Source organism: Oceanobacillus sp. GQ8 (genome assembly GCF_059758495.1).
This window is the reverse complement of record NZ_JCAXEV010000001.1, coordinates 930,091-947,155: the sequence shown is the minus strand read 5'-3', so window position 1 is coordinate 947,155 and position 17,065 is coordinate 930,091. Positions and strand designations below refer to the sequence as shown.

The following is a 17,065-nucleotide window of genomic DNA, read 5'->3' as shown; positions in this document are numbered from 1 at the left end:
TACTCTTATTTAGTTTTTAGGGTATAAATTAAAAAAAACCTTGCATTTTTTGAAGAAAATGCATATAATATATCCTGTCCTTGTTTTTAGGATGGTCTGGTAGTAATAGCGGAGAGGTCACACCTGTTCTCATGCCGAACACAGAAGTTAAGTTCTCCAGCGCCGATGGTAGTTGGGGCTTTGCCCCTGCAAGAGTAGGACGCCGCCAGGCAAATTTAAAAAAGGTTATGCATACAAAATGCATAACCTTTTTTGTTTGGTATATACAAAGATGTCAGCAGCCTGTTAAGCAGGCCTGCTGACATCTCTTTATTGTTTCGTAACTATTTCCCCATTAATTAACACTGTTTCAACTTTACTACGCAAATCAAACAAGTCACCGTTCCAGATGACGAGATCTGCATCTTTACCGGTTTCAATGGAACCAACTTGGTCTTCAACACCAAGATGCTTCGCAGCATTGCTTGTGAGCATTTGCAATGCTTGCTGTTCAGTTAAACCATGTTTTATTGCATGAATTGCACTTGTTACTAAGTATTCAATTCCTACTACAGGATGATCAGTTGTGAGAGAGCACGAAATCCCAGCATCCATGAGTACTTTCGCAGTGGACCAACCTTTATCCTTCAATTCTACTTTTGAACGAGTTGACATCGTGGGACCAACCGAAACACATACGTCATGCTTTGCGATATATTCGGCAATCTTATGACCTTCCGTACAATGTTCGATGGTAATGTCTATATTAAACTCCTTTTTAATACGTAAAACTGTTACAATATCATCTGCGCGATGGGCGTGCACCCGTAACGGTATTTCCTTTTTTAATACCTTCGTAAGATTTTCGAGACTTAGGTCTCTCTCTATTTTCTCTTTCTCCATGTAATTCTGTGTTTCGATTAGTTTCTCCCGAAGCCTTGCTGCAACACCCATACGGGTGGTCGGCATCTTTCCTTTACCACCATGAAACATTTTAGGATTTTCCCCTGTAGCTGCTTTCATTCCTGAAGGAGCTCGCAGGATCATTTCATCCACGATATTTCCGTTTGTCTTTAAGACAGCCATTTCACCACCGATAACATTAGCGCTTCCTGGCATTATTTGAACGGTAGTGATTCCTGCCTTTCTGGCATCGGCAAAACCAGTTTCCATTGGGTTAATTCCGTCAATTGCTCGAACCTGCGGTGAAACTGGATCGCTAGTCTCGTTAAAATCACTACCTTCACGACCTACCCCTTCCTCTGATACACCTAAATGGGTATGTACATCTATTAAACCAGGTGTGACTATCTTTCCTTCTGCATCAATCACTTCATAACCATGTGGAATAGCTACGCCCGATTCAATCGATTCAAATTTTCTATCTTTTACGAGAATAGTGTGGTCTTTTAGTACATTTCCATTTCCGTCATAAATAATAGCATTTGTAATTGCATACATATTGAAACCTCCAAATATTAGTGAAAAATAAATTTAGAATATAATTACGAATTTAATCTATTATTGATAATAAATTATTTTGGCAATATTGTACAGGATTTGAAAAATGGTACTATACTTTAAAGATAGTCATGATTTATCCCGCCTCAACTGGCAGTAAAACCCCCACCAAATGAAGTGTCACTTTATTATTTTAATCTATAGTGTGGTCAGAAAGTAGTTCGTCTTGAAGGATAGTAGCAATAATTCTCCCTGCTGTTTTAGGAGCCGTTTTCCCTGGTAAACCTAATGCGTGCAATGCATGTATCCCTTGTTGTTTTGCAAAGTTAAAATTCGTTCCTCCGGGGTTTGATGCAAGATCAATAATTAATCCGCTTTGTTTCATTTTTAGTATTATACTGTTTGTAAGAACAGGTGCGGGGATTGTATTAATAAAAATGTCTGTCTTGCTAGCATGTTGCTCAAGGTCTGACATATCTATTGCTTCTATTCCTAACTCATATAAGCGTGCAAAGGCCGCTTTTTTTCTGACGGCTACGGTTACGTTTGCTCCAACAGCTGAAAATAACCGGGCTACAGTTACACCAACCCTTCCAAAACCAAGGACGGTAATAGTTGCACCATGCACCGTTTCTATTGTATTCTCTATTGCTAGTTTTAAGGCTCCTTCAGCTGTTGGGATGGAGTTATATATGGCAAGATCATCTCTGGAAAATAGAGTAGTTAGTTTTCGATTTGCCGATTTAGCCATCTCTTTTAGTTGGTGCCTTGCAGTTCCACTATAAATCCTACAGTGATCGGGCGTCTTTTTAAGTAACACATCGTTTATTTTCACTGGTTTATCAGAGTATGGAGATTCTACTTTTCCTTCATCATCTATTCCAGCAACTGGTAATACGATTGCATCCATTTTTTCTATATGCTGGTGTAGATCGTTAACCTTCGTTACGCCTTGTTTATTTATATTCAGTTGTGAAAAGCCTGCGAGGTAAAGCTGGGCATTATGTTCCGTCAACATATCAATGACTTCTATATATCTTGCGTCACCACCAGCAATAAGTATTTTCATTCCATTAAGCAATTGCTCACCCTCTTTCGTTTTATCCCGGAGCAACCTTCCGTAAGACTCCCACTTCAAAACATGAGGTGAAACCGTTAGTTTTTAGTGGGAGAAAACGGACGCTAACACCCCGATTCGTTCAACTATCAATCAGTGGGGAGAACGAAAACCCCACTTTTTGCAGTTTCACTTTATCCCTATATTTTACAGGAACGATACGTTTAATATGACAGCAATGCAATATCGTTTCAAACCTTTGTTTTATTTAGAATACTGTTTATCGGTTTTAGACAAGATGACTCCATCCTCAAGCCTAGCTAGGGTGGAGATGAATTGTCTAGTTTTCCTGTATTAAATATAAAGGGGAACAGCTGTGCGCCCGATTGTTTTTCTGATATAATAGATATAATATTTCTGTATGAAAGTTGTGAACAATATGTCTATTCACAAAGCCTATAAGTTCCGGATCTACCCAAATACATCACAAGAAGTCTTCATTGCGAAGACGATTGGTTGCTCCCGTTTTGTGTTCAATCATTTTCTGAATCAATGGAAGGAAGCTTACACGAAGACGGGAAAAGGCTTGACACATAAGGCTTGTTCCGCCCAGCTTACACAACTCAAAAAGCAACTGGCATGGCTCTAAGAAGTGGATAGCATAGCCGTGCAGTCAGCGCTTAAACACTTGGCTGATTCTTACAAACGCTTTTTTAAAAAACAAAATAAAGCTCCGCGCTTTAAGTCAAAGAAAAACCCGGTTCAATCTTATACGACGAAGTATACTAATCATAATATTGCGGTGGTTGGGAACAAACTAAAATTGCCCAAATTAGGTCTTGTCAGATTCGCCAAGAGCCGAGAAATTGACGGACGTATCCTGAGCGCTACGATAAGGCGTAGCCCGAGTGGAAAATATTTTGTTTCGGTTTTAGCTGAAACAGAAGTAAAACCGTTAGCCAAAACAGGTTCTGCTGTTGGAATTGACGTCGGACTCAAGGATTTTGCCGTTCTTTCGGATGGAACAGTATATAAGAATCCGAAACATGTTCGTACATTAGTGTCCCGGTTGGCAAAAGAACAGCGTATTCTATCACGGCGTAAAGAACTGGCGATAAAGCAAAAACGATCCTTACAGGACGCCATGAACTATCAAAAGCAAAAGCGTAAAGTGGCACGCCTTCATGAGCGTATCAGCAATGCACGGCAGGATTATTTGCATAAAATTTCTACTGCCATTGTCAAAAACCACATTATTGGTATCGAAGACTTGCAGGTGTCCAACATGCTGAAAAATCACAAATTAGCAAAAGCTATCAGCGAAGCGAGCTGGTCCCAATTTCGACAGATGCTAGAATATAAAGCGGCTTGGTATGAAAAGCACGTGATAAGTGTTGCCAGAAATTTTCCGTCTAGTCAGCTTTGTTCCACACCAAATTGTGGCTATCAAAATAAAGCCGTTAAAAATCTCGGGTTGCGCCAATGGGTTTGTCCCCATTGCGGCACACATCATGACCGGGATAAGAACGCAAGCTTGAATCTTAGAAACGAAGCGTTACGACTTCTAACTGCGGGAGCGCAGGGATAGCCTAATAACATAACTTTCGGTTGCGAAGGTGTTCTTAGGAATCGCCCACTTCAAACGTCCGTTAAGTGGGGGTCATTCAAAGTATTACTTTTGATATAATGACTTAAAAGGAGGTGGTTAGATGCTTCACGTACCTAATTATATCCGGGCTGTATGGGAGAAGTTTGATGATTTTCCGATGGAAACCTTAACGAAGTTTTGGATTCATTTGCAAGAAGAAGGTGGGAGGCAACGTGTTGTCTCCGAAATGAAAGAGCATAGAGAGCAATTTGGGATTACAGGAAATTGTTTTGACCTTTCACTTTGGTTATTGGATGAATTTAAACGTGCAGGAATTTCGGCATATCCTATTGGGCATCATCTGGAGAGTGACCATGCACATATAGCTGTTATTGCTTTGGATAGTGAAGGTAAACGTTATTTATGTGATCTGGGAGATCAATGGTTGAGCCCTTTACCAATTGATGCAGGGCAGGAAAATTACGGTGGCGGAAGACAGAAGGGGTATTTCCCTGCAGCCGAGATCCAATTTGAAAAACATGGGGAGCAATTAGAAGTCCAATATTACCGACCAAATGGAAAAGCTTCTAGGCAAATTTTTGAGCTAACCCCTATAGTAATGCGTGATTGTCTAAAGGCAGCTGAGCATTCTCAAAAGATACTAAAGCCACAGCCATTACTTGAATGCAGGATACCATACAAATCTGGTTTGGCTCATTGGGAATTTTATAATTGGGAAAGCTTTCTTTCTACGGAGGAAGGCTTAATCAAAGAGCCTGCACTTAAAAATGTGGATCAATGGGTGGAAAAACTTCATTTTCACACACGATATAACAAACAGTTTCTAGAGATCGTATTAAAAGAGTATGAGAAACTTGCTTAAAAGAGATAAAGAGAGAAGGTTTAGACATGATATATGAGGCCGATCAAGAAATAAAGCAAAAAGTTGCTAAATATTTTACCGGGATGGAGGATACCACTATACTCTCCTGCTTGCAAGGGCATATGGGAAAAGCATGGGTGAATAACACGGAGAAGCCAGAGGCTGCACAAATAACGGTAGGTGATTTTACATTTTTCGCTGGTAATCCCGCTGCCGAAGGGGTAGAAGACCTTCTGAAAAATGTGCCGGAACACATTCTAGCTATTGCTCATTCTGGTGAATGGATGGAGAGGATTGTAGAAGTACATAAAGGAAATGCTGAAAGAATCCAGCGTCATGCGTTTCGGAAAGAACATAAGGATTTGGATTCCACATATCTCCGAAAGCTTACTGCAAATTTACCTGGAGGATATGAATTACGTAAGATAGACAAAAGCATTGTAAGCATGCCTTCTTTATTTGAAGTGTCTCCAGATTTTATTAAGCAATTTGATTCGATTGCAGATTTCCTGGAAAGAGGGATCGGCTTTGCTATTTTGTTTGATGAAAAAGTAGTAAGTGCTGCCGCATCATACAGCATTTATGATGAGGGAATAGAAATAGAGATTGTGACGGATGATAACCACCGTAATAAGGGGCTCGCCACTTGTGTTGCTGCTGCTTTAATAGTGGATTGTCTGGAGAGAGGACAATATCCAAGCTGGGATGCCGCTAATTTAAAATCAGCTAAATTGGCTACCAAACTTGGCTATGTGTCTATTGGTTCTTATGATACATATTACATTCATACACCTTCTTCTAATGCAGTACATAAATAGGTTATTTTCTGGGAAACTATAAATAATCTTATTAACTAAAGGAGATGTATATAATGGAAGAAAGTACACATCAGAAGCTTCAGCAGGCACATAAACAAATAATAAGCGCACAACAGGCAGTCATAGATGCACAAGGTGCGAATAACAAATTGATTGAACAAGCTGAGCAGCAATTAATACAGGCGGAACAAGCATTGCAAGCATTACAAACGAATGAGAGAATGGATCTAACAGAAAATCCGCAATTCCAGCAAGCATATGAGGAACTGCATGATATTCGACAACAGGTACAAGAAGCGCAGCAAAATAACAATGACGTATTATAAACAATGAAAGGCTTCAGATGAAGTCTTTTTTCATTTGGAGAATATAACCTTTTAATCGTGAAGCAGTTACGGAGAAGTTAAAACTTAAAATCCTAGTATAAGAAAAATGAACAAAGGCTAGTTTTTCTAAAATTTTCTAATCCGTATTCTAAATTATGTGATAATATACTAAGGAATATTTAATTTTGTAGGGAGCTGATGGACATGATGATTATTATTCAAAAATGAGGGAAGTACTAACGGCCCTCTCTAAAATAAAAACTTAAATAATGGAGGGGGATTTAAATGAATGTTAATGAAGTAAAACGGAAAATACAATTACTACAAAAGAAAATGCATTTTTCAGGAGTATATCATGCGAAGAAGAATGAGATCGATTATAGTGGAAGCTTTGGTTTTGCAAACCGTTCCGAACGAATAGAAAATAACTATAAGACGCGATTTGGTATTGCTTCAGGCTGTAAAATATTTACGTCTATCGCAGTTTGTCAGCTTGTTGAACAGGGGCTATTAAGCTTTCAAACAAAGCTCCATGAATGCCTGCCTATTGATTTTCCTACCTACAGCAAAGAAGTAAACATTCATCAATTGCTCACACACACTTCCGGGGTCCCGGATTATTTTGATGAAGAAGAGATGGATGTTTACGAAGAACTCTGGATAGACAATCCAGTTTACACAATTCGTAGCCTACACGATTTTCTTCCATTGTTCCGAAAAAGAGAAATGACGTCTTTACCAAGTAGTGACTTTCACTATAATAATGCAGGGTATATCCTGTTAGGCCTAATTGTTGAACAGATTAGCGAAATGAACTTTACTGATTATGTGGATCGGTTTATTTTTGAGAAGGCAGGAATGATGTATTCAGGCTACTTCGAAATGGATAAACTGCCAAAAAACACTGCACTCGGTTATATTGAAGAGACTGATGGCAGTTACAAAACGAATATATTTTCCGTACCAGCAAAAGGTGGAGCAGATGGTGGTGCGTTTGTAACAGCTGAAGATATGGTCACCTTTTGGGATGCTCTTTTCAACCACCGATTAGTGTCCGAAAAAATGACGGAAAAACTTTTCCAGCCACAAATAGAAGTAGATGAAGATCTTTATTACAGCTATGGTGGCTATGTGGATATGGATCAGGGGAAAGTGAAAAAGCATATTCTAATGGGGTATGACCCAGGTTGTAACTTCCGTTCTGTATACTATCCAGAGAACTCTACAAGTATTGTAGTTTGCTCAAATGAATCGGACGGTGCGTTCGAAGTATTGAAGGAACTGGAGAAGTTAATGATCTGATAAAATCACTCCAGCATAGAGACCAGAGAATGTTTTGGTCTCTTTTCCTTTTAAAAAATAAATTTTTGTATATGTCTAGTGAAGGAGCTTGTGATGCATTGCGAAAGTGTACTAAACCAAATTAAAGTAGCTGTTAATACAGCGCTTAAAATTATTGATCAATTAGAAGACGAAGATTTGAAAAAAAGACCGACACCTAACAAACATTCAGTTGGAGAATTATTAGAGCATTTAGCAGTTATTTTTGAAGCTGATTGGCGTATTTCCAATGAAGCATCTGAAGAAGAAATGAGGAATTTCTATTCAGGAGTATTATATAAAAACTTGAATTCTATAAGGAAAGGTTTGCGAAAAAATTTTAGAGCGTTAGAGAGTAACTATATGAAATTGTCAGAAGAGGAACTCCTATCTAAAACCACTTCGTATTGGGGTGTAACCTACACAAGGTATGAATGGCTATTAGAGATTTTAGCACACTTTTATCATCACAGGGGGCAATTACATGCTATGCTTGTTCACTGTTATGATAAGGATCCTAGGATTTTAATGTTTGAGTAATTTCCATAGGAAATTTAAATATAACTTATAAGTAGATGAGAGAGGAAGGTCGTTTAAATGTTTGAAAGAATAGACACGATCTGTTTAACAGTTAGTAATCTCCCAGAATCAAGTACTTGGTATCAACAATTAGGGTTTACAATAAGCTATAAGGGTGATAATTACCAAGTATTAACCGTTGGAAACAGTGAAGTGCCACTTACGCTTGAGGAAGGGGGTAATTTAGCAAAAGAAAATCAAGTATACCCTATTTTTTTCACTAAAGATATTCAGCATACATATAGGGAATTACAAGAAAAAGGTGTTTTAGTAACAGAAATTCAAGATGACGGTGATAATAGATTTTTTGACTTTTATGATCTGGATAATAATAAGTTGCAGGTTTGTTTCTGGGAGTAAGAATTTAAGGTCAACTAACATAAGTATCATATGTGATTAATACAAGTGCATACATTTTAAAAAATACCATATTTCATTGCACTATATCTTTGAAAACGTTATAATTTACAATATACAATATTTTGTAAACTTGTGAGGTTAAATATGAGTAGAATTTTGGAAGGTTTATATTCAAAGAACGGGCTGGCGGCAAAAGAAATTGCTAGCAAAATGTTGCATATAAGGGAAGGAAGTCGCATTCCTCGGGTAAGTGATTTTGCGGTGGAATTTTCCATCGGCAATGGTACTGTGCAAGGTGCTCTTAAAGTATTAGAAAATATTCATGCAATAAAACTCGAAGCAAGAGGTCATATGGGAACTTTTTTGCTTAAAAAGGATGTTCATTTATTAAAGGAAATTGCTGGAGACGGATCATTTATAGGAGCCATGCCACTACCATATTCCTCAAAATATGAGGGGCTAGCGACAGGATTGATTGAGGCATCAGAGGCTATGTTTAATCACATTAATTTGGCATATATGAGAGGATCTAAACAAAGACTGGATGCATTAAAAACTCGTCGCTATGATTTTATCATTATGTCTCAGCTTGCAGCAGAAGAAGAAATAGCGAAAGACAGTAATTTAGAAATAGCAGTCAATTTTGGGCCCCATACGTACGTGTCTACTCACCAGGTTTTCTTTGCTAACAAACAGAATGACAGAGTCATAGATGGTATGCGGGTTGGAATAGATTATACTTCGATAGATCAATCAAAAATAACGTTGCTTGAATGTGAAGGGCTCGAAATCGAGTTGGTTCCGGTAAACTATATGCAACTTTTTGATATGCTTCTTAGTGGAGATATCGATGCCGCAGTGTGGAATGCTGATGAAAACCGTACCAATGGTGACATGGGTGTCGGCACATTTCGTTCCCCTAAAGCTAGGGAAATTTCTGAAAAAGCGACTAGTTCAGTGGTATTGATTGAGGAAGACCGTTCAGATGTAAAAAAATATCTTGAGCAGTTAGATATAATGGATATTGTGGAAACACAAAGGAAGGTTGTTAGAAAAGAGAAGTTGCCGCATTATTAGAAAGTATAGAAATAGCGGTTTTTCTTTTTCGATCAATATACAAAAAACTGTATATTAAAGGAGGGGTAAGGATGAATCTAGAACAATTAAAAGACAGGTTGCAGATCTTAGCGTTAGGAAATGTTATTTCCAAGCCAGCATGCGAGGTAACGGTAAGAGCGTTTGATTATTTAGTAACAGAATTAAAGACGGAAGATGTAGAACAATCGGAAATGCTGTTTACCCATTTGCCTTCCGCAATTACACGGATTGGGGAAGGCGAGCTAGTTGAAGGCCCATCTTCCGAAATTATGAAAGAAGTAAGAAATTCACATTATTATCCCACTGCGGAAAATCATATAAAAAATATTGAGCAGATATGGGGACACAAACTGCCGGAAGAAGAGAAAGCGTTTTTATCAATGCACTATACTACCATAATAGAAGCAAATCAAGGGGGAGATAAAAAATGAAAATTGTTATCGGTGGCCAAGTAGAAAAGAAGGCAATTGAAGGGTTAATTAAAGAATTAGATGCAAGTATTGAAACATCCGTGAAGTCTGACTTGGACGCAGCCATGGCAATCAAAACCAGTCAGGCGGATTATTATGTTGGCGCCTGTCACACTGGCGGTGGGGGAGCTTTAGCTATGGCTATTGCTATGATTGGCCGGGATCAATGTGAAACCGTTTCCATGCCAGGAAAGCAACCACAAGAGGAAAAAGTAATAGAAGCCGTAAATGCTGGTAAAAAGGCATTCGGGTTTACTGGAGATCATATGGAAAAGGCAATTCCTATGATTGTAAATGCATTAAAAAATAAAGCGTAGATAACCAAAAGGGGGAAACGTAAGTGGATATGATTTTTGTTATTTTAATAGGTGCAGTGGCAGCGGTGCTAGCAAATATGAATATCGCAGTATTTAATGATGGATTAAGGCCAATTGTTGGAGAACATATTGAAGGCAGGTTAAAAAGGAGAGAATTGGGACTTACAGCATTTGCAATGAGTTTTGGACTCGTTGTAGGTTTTGGCATTCCGTTTACGGTAACAGCTAGTATTATTCTAATCCACAGTATTTTACTTGGTACCGACATTATTGGACTTATTACACCGAAAAACAAATGGGGAACACCTTTGGCAGCAGCTATTGGGGCAGTATATGGCTGGGGCTTATTAATCGGACTCGAAGGTTTCGTGAAATTATTCGAACATTTGCCAGTGAATTTTCTTGAGCCAATGGGTGAAGTTGGAACACCTGTTGTTGTCACCTTTATGGCTTTTCCGGCATTAGCGGTTGCTATGCAGTTTACGATTAAAAAAGGGATTCTTACCTTTTTAGTAGCGGCGCTTGTTAGGCAGCTTGCTGTATTTATGAACGAAGGCGGATTCCTTTCGATTGGTGGAAACGCTATTACACTTAATCAGGAAGGGATGGCACTGATTGCTGGTATGATCTTCTTATTTGGCTTTGCGATGAGGGAAAAACAAGAAGAAGGCAGTTCGGTGGACCTTGCTTCTATTTTTAGTGAAAAGGTAAAAGCAATTAAGAAAAATGTTGTGTTCTTTATGATTATTGGAGCACTTATTGCGGGGGCAACGAATCTACTGCTTATGGCAGGTGATCCCATTTCATTAAGCCTCCTTGCGGAAGGAAAACAGGCAGATGCAGGTATTGCAGCAGCTGCAAGAGCGATTGGTTTTATCCCGCTTGTTGCCAGTACAGCCATTGCGACAGGGGTTTATAGTCCTGTTGGCTTTACACTGATTTTCGTTGTGGGACTATTTGTACCTAATGTGTGGATTGCTGTCATTGTTGGTGCGATTGTCATCTTCCTCGAAGTAATGCTACTAAGTGTTATTGCTAGATTCCTAGATAAATATCCGGGTGTGAGAAACTCTGGGGAGAATATCCGAAGTGCAATGACGAAATTGCTTGAAGTGGCTTTACTTATCGGGGGAGCTAACGCGGCAAATATGATTGCACCGGGCTTCGGCTTCTTCTTTATAGCTGGTTTTTACCTATTAAATGAAATTGCCGGTCGACCAATTGTACGAATGGCCGTAGGACCTGTCGGTGCCATAGCAGTCGGAATTATCGCCAACATCTTGGTGCTAATGGGGATTATGACATTACCGCAATAATAACCTAGGAGGCTACTTGATGATACAGACTGTATTAGGAAAAATTGAAAAAGAAGCATTTGGCATATGTGCCGCACATGAACATCTATCAATTGACTTGTCCAGGATTAAAGGGGACCCTGACACCATTTTAGATGATGAGGGAGGAATGTTGTCAGAGCTATCGTTCTTTTATGAAGCGAAAGGTAAATCTATGGTAGAGCTTACCAATGACGGAATGGGGCGAGATGTTAATCGTCTTAAGCGATTAAGTGAACAGTCAGGTGTGCATATCGTAACATGTACGGGCTTTTATAAGGATCCGTTCATTCCGGAATTTGCAACTGACTGGGGACGAGACGAATTTGCAGCACATTTTTTAAAAGAGATTAAGGAAGGGATAGAGGGAACAGACATCTATCCTGGCGTTATAGGTGAAGTTGGCACAAGTATAAATGAGATCAAACCAGTTGAAAAGGAACTGATCTTAGGCGCAGGGCATGCTGCAAGGGAATCTGGGCTTCCAGTATCTACTCACACCTCACTTGGCACACTTGGAAGTAAACAGGTGGAGATGTTATTCGGACTTGGAGTAGATAAAGAACAAATCATTATTGGACACCAGGATTTAAATCCGAATAAAGAAGAAGTACTTGATGTTCTACAAACCGGTGTATACATTGGCTTTGATACGATTGGCAAAAATAATTATCGGCCAGACGAAGAGCGTCTTGCTTTTCTGCTCGATTTTATTGAGCTAGGGTATCACAAACAAGTGCTATTATCTGCAGATCTTACACGTAAATCCCATTGGCATAAACATGATGGGCCTGGGTATGACCTTGTATTACGGGATTTTATTCCAGAACTCTGTAAACGTGGTGTTAGTGAAGAAGTGATCATGGATCTGCTTATCTATAATCCTGCAAACGCTTTTGCAATAAAGGAGATGCGATAAATGGTCTATGATACAACTAAATTAAAGTACGCAGATTCCGTTCTACCAACACTATCTATTATCGAAGCACAAGCATTGCAATTTAAACTAGTAGATAAAATGAGTGCTCATTTCACCGGAGATCAATTTTTATCAATGGGTGACCTTGGGGTTGCCCCCCGTTTTAAAAAACCAGAGCAAACTGAACGGGTAGAACGTGTATTAGCAGATTTCTTTGATACAGAAAAAGCTGCATTGGTCCGGGGGGCTGGAACTGGTGCTATACGTATCATCCTAAGTACATTAATGGATCCTGGTGACAGGATGTTTATTCATACTGCACCAGTTTACACGACGACAAAAGATACACTACGTATTCTTGGTTTGAAAACGAAAGCTGTTGACTATAACGATTTGGAAGCTATTGCGGAAGCAGTGAAAAGCGACCAAGAGTGCCGCGTTTTCTATGTGCAGCATGCGCGTCAGCAGCCAACTGACATATACAATTTAAAAGAGGTAATTTCCACAGTGAAGCAGACTAGACCAGATCTTCCCGTGGTTGTAGATGATAACTACTGTGCAATGAAGGCTTATGGTATTGGTGTGGAATATGGAGCAGATTATTCCACATTTAGTGGCTTTAAATTGTTAGGACCAGAGGGTGTAGGAATCGTCGTTGGAAAAGCAGATGCGGTTAACGAATTACAACAACGAAACTATTCTGGTGGTGGCCAAGTTCAAGGCTATGAAGCAATGGAACTACTACGGATGATGACTTTTGCACCCGTTTCACTGGCTACTCAAAATGAGCAGGTTGAAGCAGTGTGCAGGAGACTTAATGAAGGAGCGATAGAAGGAATAGAAGCAGCCTATATGACGAATGCGCAATCCAAAAATGTCATTGTAGAGTTGAAAGAACCGATTGCACAGGAAGTAATTAAAAAAAGCAATGAATTAGGAGCCGCAACGCATCCTGTAGGCGCAGAATCAAAATATGAGATTATACCAATGATTTATCGTGTTTCTGGAAGTTTTATAGAGGCGCAACCAAGACTTAAAGAATACGGTTTGCGTATAAACCCAATGAAATCTGGGGCAAATACAGTATTACAAATTATAGAAAAGGCAATCCAGGCCTGTAACTAGCATCAAGGATACTTCAATGTTTCTCTTTGTACATTAGGAAAGTTTATAATTTCAGCAAGGAAGCAAAGTTGACGCAGTCGAAATATTGAGGTACCAAGTATAAGAAAAACGTACACATTTGCTAAAGGACGAGCGAATGCGAGTTTTTCTAAAAATACTACTAATTGAACAGACATAAAGATAGGGGTGCTTCCATGTTTTTAGATGTAACAAAAAGACGAAATCCTGCGTTAATACAAGCCGGAATGTCCCTTCATCAAAATGGAGAAATTCCTCCCAACACTTATATAATTGATGTGGATATATTAAAAAAAAACACACGTCTGCTGCAAGAAACAGCTTCCGCTTATGGAATGGAACTCTATTTTATGAGTAAGCAGCTGGGAAGATTACCGAAAATTGCAGAGGTGATTAAACAAAGTGGCATTAAAAAAGCGGTGGCAGTAGATTTTGATGAAGGGAAGGTACTTGCCGACAGTGGTATTCCCATAGGCAATATCGGACATCTTGTACAGCCAGGTAAACATCAATGGGAGGAAGTTCTTAGCTGGAAGCCGGAAGTTGTAACTATTTTTTCTTATGAGCGTGCAATGCAGCTAGCAACAGCTGCAGCCTTCGTTGGTGTCGAACAAGACATTATCTTAAAGGTAATAGACGAAGAGGATAGTATATACCCCGCTCAGGAAGGTGGTATTCCTCTTGGGGATTTGGAAGAGACGGTAGATCGAATTCAGGATCTCTCCAACGTAACGATTGTTGGAATAACAAGTTTTCCAAACCTGCAATTGGCTCCGGATAAATCGAAGATGATACCAACTAATAATCTAACGACATTATTACGAGCAAAAAAGATTTTAGAACAAAAAGATATTACGATAAAGCAGATTAATGGTCCAAGTGGCACTAGCAGCGAGACTATTCCATTTTTGGCTGCTCAAGGTGTTACGCATGGAGAACCGGGACATGGACTAACTGGAACGACACCGCTTCATGCTTTTAAAGATTTGCCAGAAGAACCTGCCATCATTTATGTATCGGAAGTCTCTCATATGTACAAGGGGAATTTTCAGGTGATAGCGGGTGGCTATTACGGTCGGTCCAACATGGAGGGATGTCTTGTTGGGCATGATCCAGCTACCATTCTCAAGCAACAGACAACAGTCCAAGAGCACAGCCCTGAGTCGATTGATTATTATGGGACGATAGATGCTCCAAGTAGTTTTACAATCGATATTGGAGATACAGCTATTTTTTCTTTCAGGACGCAAATTTTCGTTACCCGCGCCCATGTGGCTCTAGTGGAAGGAATACAATCTGGAGAACCAAAGCTCATCCACCTGGAAAGGAAGTGGTAGTACATGGCGAAGATGACACTTATCGTAATTGATAGCTTTGGGATTGGCGCCATGGATGATTATGAGCAGTATGTTCCGTCTGACTCTCACGCGAATACCTATAAACATATTAGGGATATAAAACGGGAAGACCTAAAGATTCCGTTTATGTATGAATCTGGTTTAGGGGCACTGGTAGATAACGAGCCGGCACCTAAAAATGCTTACGGCTATGCGAGGCTTGCACATCATGGTGCGGACACTTATCTTGGGCATCAAGAGATCGCGGGAAGCTGTCCGAAGAAATCCAATAGACGGTTAATGTCAGCTATTCATGGAGAAATAAAAAAAGCATTAGAGGCAAGTGGATACTCTGTAAGCTACCCCATTGCAGGTTGTCCGGTACTCTTGGTAAATAATGCTGCAGTAGTAGCAGATAACCTTGAATCAGTTGTTGGAAATATTGTCAATGTTACCGCTGATTTTAAAAAAATGCCGTTTGATGAAGTGAAAAAGCTTGGTCAAACTGTTCGTGAAAATGTTGACACGACAAGGGTCATCGCATTCGGAGGGCCCTTCACATCAATTGAGCACATTCTTTCGTGTGTGAAACAAAAGAATAGTGAGCAATGGGGAGTAGATACCCCAAAAGCAAATGTATATGGTGAGGGATACAATGTTTTTCATATGGGATATGGGGTGGAAATAGACAAGCAGTTTCCGATGATTGCGGCTGCGCATAAGCTGAAAGTTTATCGATTAGGCAAAACCGCAGATGTGCTTCATGGTGTAGGTCCTGCAAACCCACTCGTCAATACGACGGAGCTACTGCAGACAGTTTCTGAGACATATCGAGCAGAGCATGGAGAGGCTGCATTCCTAGTGAATATTCAGGAAACAGATCTAGCTGGGCATGCTGAAGACACAGACTGGTATGCTGCACTTTTAAGTGAAACAGACCAATGGCTACGGGAGTCGTTTATACCACTAATGGAGCAAGAGGATATTTTGATCGTAATGGCGGATCATGGAAATGATCCTACAATTGGCCATTCTAACCATACGAGAGAGTTTGTACCTATCATGATATTCGGTGATATGGTAAAACAGGTATCGATTGGTGAACGCTCGACCATGGCAGATGTTGGTGCTACATTCTGTGATTTCTTCAAACTTCCTCCCACCGCTGAGGGGAAGAGCTTTCTAAGAGAAATTCTAGATCGATAAAATCAAATTGTAAAAAAGAACAGAGACGCCAGCAACTTTTGCGCGTCTCTGTTCTTTTTCTAATGTGTAAAAGCCATTATTGCTTTTCTGGTTCTGGGTAATCGTAGCCTTTTGTGTCTACTTCTACTTTTTTCATAACAGGCGTATCTCCTGAATTACCTGCTGCAACAATCTCATCTACTGTATCCATTCCCTCTGTAACTTCACCAAATGCTGCATAGTCTCCGTCCAGATGAGGGGAGCTTTCTAGCATGATAAAAAATTGGGAGCCGGCCGAATCGGGCGATTGAGACCTTGCCATGGATAGAACACCTCGATCATGTATTAAATCATTTTTAACACCATTTGATTCGAATTCGCCAGCGATTGAATAACCGGGTCCACCGGTACCATTTCCTTCAGGATCTCCTCCCTGAATGACGAAGCCTGGTTCAATTCTGTGGAAAGTCAGACCATCGTAAAAACCGTCTTCAATAAGTGATATGAAATTCGCCACCGTATTAGGAGCAACCTTTGGATATAGTTCTGCGATAATTTGGTCATCGTTTTCCATCGTAATCGTCACGATTGGATTCTCATCCACTTCAGGATAATCTGTGACATCTTTCGTGGATTCTTCCCCGTTATTTTGTTCTGTATCATTTTCTTCTGTTTCACTATTGCTGCCACAACCGTTTAGGAGGGCAATAAGTAACATGATAGCTAGAAAAGCGATCATCAGCTTGTAGCGATTTCGTAATGATTTCATCTATGTAAGTCACCTCTTTAATATTTTTCTTATACAAGTATAGCATGTTCTCAAAAAAATTCCCTAGTTAGACCATATGAATTAATCTTATTATTGCTAAATACGTAAAATTCGCTCTATTC

Annotated in this window: 17 protein-coding genes, 1 rRNA gene and 1 pseudogene; 16 read left to right on the top strand and 3 right to left on the bottom strand. The window is 39.6% G+C overall.

What is annotated here, in order from left to right; translation table 11 throughout:
* Window positions 1–95: 95 nt before the first annotated feature.
* Window positions 96–211 (top strand): 5S ribosomal RNA (gene rrf, locus AC6CHS_RS04975).
* Window positions 212–309: 98 nt separating this feature from the next.
* Here the strand turns inward: rrf and AC6CHS_RS04970 are convergent.
* Both AC6CHS_RS04970 and dpsA read right to left on the bottom strand, forming a co-directional pair.
* Window positions 310–1,440: an amidohydrolase gene (locus AC6CHS_RS04970; protein ID WP_498234520.1), complete on the bottom strand. Its 1,131-nt coding sequence runs from the start codon at window positions 1,438–1,440 to the stop codon at window positions 310–312.
* Between the two features lie 193 nt (window positions 1,441–1,633).
* Window positions 1,634–2,578, bottom strand: coding sequence for a dipicolinate synthase subunit DpsA (dpsA, locus tag AC6CHS_RS04965; protein ID WP_498234518.1), 945 nt, complete (start codon window positions 2,576–2,578; stop codon window positions 1,634–1,636).
* A gap of 358 nt (window positions 2,579–2,936) precedes the next feature.
* Here dpsA and tnpB point away from each other — a divergent pair.
* From tnpB to AC6CHS_RS04890, 15 genes and pseudogenes are all read left to right on the top strand, one after another.
* Window positions 2,937–4,085, top strand: a pseudogene (tnpB, locus tag AC6CHS_RS04960) (IS200/IS605 family element RNA-guided endonuclease TnpB).
* Between the two features lie 121 nt (window positions 4,086–4,206).
* Window positions 4,207–4,968 carry a hypothetical protein gene (locus AC6CHS_RS04955; protein WP_498234517.1) on the top strand — a complete coding sequence of 254 codons (762 nt, stop codon included), beginning with the start codon at window positions 4,207–4,209 and terminating at the stop codon, window positions 4,966–4,968.
* Window positions 4,969–4,994: 26 nt separating this feature from the next.
* Window positions 4,995–5,786, top strand: a complete 792-nt coding sequence (locus tag AC6CHS_RS04950; protein WP_498234515.1) for a GNAT family N-acetyltransferase — start codon at window positions 4,995–4,997, stop codon at window positions 5,784–5,786.
* Window positions 5,787–5,839: 53 nt separating this feature from the next.
* Window positions 5,840–6,112, top strand: a complete 273-nt coding sequence (locus AC6CHS_RS04945) for a hypothetical protein (protein WP_498234513.1) — start codon at window positions 5,840–5,842, stop codon at window positions 6,110–6,112.
* A gap of 285 nt (window positions 6,113–6,397) precedes the next feature.
* Window positions 6,398–7,414, top strand: a complete 1,017-nt coding sequence (locus AC6CHS_RS04940; protein ID WP_498234512.1) for a serine hydrolase domain-containing protein — start codon at window positions 6,398–6,400, stop codon at window positions 7,412–7,414.
* 93 nt (window positions 7,415–7,507) lie between these two features.
* Window positions 7,508–7,972, top strand: coding sequence for a DinB family protein (locus tag AC6CHS_RS04935; RefSeq protein ID WP_498234510.1), 465 nt, complete (start codon window positions 7,508–7,510; stop codon window positions 7,970–7,972).
* Window positions 7,973–8,029: 57 nt separating this feature from the next.
* Window positions 8,030–8,371: a VOC family protein gene (locus tag AC6CHS_RS04930; protein WP_498234509.1), complete on the top strand. Its 342-nt coding sequence runs from the start codon at window positions 8,030–8,032 to the stop codon at window positions 8,369–8,371.
* A 144-nt stretch (window positions 8,372–8,515) separates the two neighbouring features.
* Window positions 8,516–9,448 (top strand): GntR family transcriptional regulator YhfZ, encoded by a 933-nt coding sequence (yhfZ, locus tag AC6CHS_RS04925; RefSeq protein WP_498234507.1) that lies wholly within the window; start codon window positions 8,516–8,518, stop codon window positions 9,446–9,448.
* Between the two features lie 71 nt (window positions 9,449–9,519).
* Entirely contained in the window at window positions 9,520–9,900 is a 381-nt protein-coding gene (locus AC6CHS_RS04920) for a PRD domain-containing protein (protein WP_498234505.1), read from the top strand.
* Window positions 9,897–10,256: a DUF2620 domain-containing protein gene (locus AC6CHS_RS04915; protein WP_498234503.1), complete on the top strand. Its 360-nt coding sequence runs from the start codon at window positions 9,897–9,899 to the stop codon at window positions 10,254–10,256. The genes AC6CHS_RS04920 and AC6CHS_RS04915 overlap by 4 nt, the downstream gene beginning before the upstream one ends.
* A gap of 29 nt (window positions 10,257–10,285) precedes the next feature.
* Window positions 10,286–11,572 (top strand): YhfT family protein, encoded by a 1,287-nt coding sequence (locus AC6CHS_RS04910; protein WP_234368493.1) that lies wholly within the window; start codon window positions 10,286–10,288, stop codon window positions 11,570–11,572.
* Window positions 11,573–11,591: 19 nt separating this feature from the next.
* Window positions 11,592–12,509, top strand: a complete 918-nt coding sequence (locus tag AC6CHS_RS04905; protein ID WP_498234501.1) for a phosphotriesterase family protein — start codon at window positions 11,592–11,594, stop codon at window positions 12,507–12,509.
* Window positions 12,510–13,634 carry an aminotransferase class V-fold PLP-dependent enzyme gene (locus AC6CHS_RS04900; RefSeq protein WP_498234499.1) on the top strand — a complete coding sequence of 375 codons (1,125 nt, stop codon included), beginning with the start codon at window positions 12,510–12,512 and terminating at the stop codon, window positions 13,632–13,634. It begins immediately after the preceding gene.
* 194 nt (window positions 13,635–13,828) lie between these two features.
* A complete protein-coding gene (locus tag AC6CHS_RS04895; protein ID WP_498234497.1) occupies window positions 13,829–14,989 on the top strand; it encodes a YhfX family PLP-dependent enzyme in 1,161 nt (386 codons plus the stop codon).
* Between the two features lie 3 nt (window positions 14,990–14,992).
* A complete protein-coding gene (locus tag AC6CHS_RS04890; RefSeq protein ID WP_498234495.1) occupies window positions 14,993–16,195 on the top strand; it encodes a phosphopentomutase in 1,203 nt (400 codons plus the stop codon).
* Window positions 16,196–16,271: 76 nt separating this feature from the next.
* On the opposite strand, the gene AC6CHS_RS04885 is transcribed toward AC6CHS_RS04890, so the two are convergent.
* Window positions 16,272–16,943, bottom strand: coding sequence for a peptidylprolyl isomerase (locus AC6CHS_RS04885; protein WP_498234493.1), 672 nt, complete (start codon window positions 16,941–16,943; stop codon window positions 16,272–16,274).
* Between the last annotated feature and the right edge of the window lie 122 nt (window positions 16,944–17,065).